General features: G+C 81.1%; 1 pseudogene. It reads right to left on the bottom strand.

Annotated features, from left to right (window positions below):
* Window positions 1-297: pseudogene (locus BST12_RS32745) on the bottom strand (PE family protein); the annotation flags it as partial.

The raw sequence follows: 297 nt of genomic DNA, 5'->3' as shown, positions 1-297 counted from the left end.
GCCGGAGCTACCGGCGCCGAACATGCCGCCGGTACCGCCGGCCCCGCCGAGCCCGCCGGTGCCGCCTCCGGTGGCGCCGCCGACCCCGCCGGCCCCGCCGGCGCCGAACAACCCTCCTGTTCCACCGACGCCCCCGGTCCCGCCGGTCGCGGATACAGATGTTCCGCCGTCCCCGCCGGCCCCGCCGCTGGAGAAGAGGCCGCCGTTGCCGCCGGCGCCCCCCGCGCCGCCGGCTTGGGTGATGCTGTCGGCGTGCCCGCCACCGCCGCCGGCCCCGGCTGCGCCGAACAGCAGCCC

Source organism: Mycobacterium angelicum, from assembly GCF_002086155.1.
Lineage (GTDB): Bacteria > Actinomycetota > Actinomycetes > Mycobacteriales > Mycobacteriaceae > Mycobacterium > Mycobacterium angelicum.
This window is presented reverse-complemented; position numbering and strand designations above follow the sequence as displayed.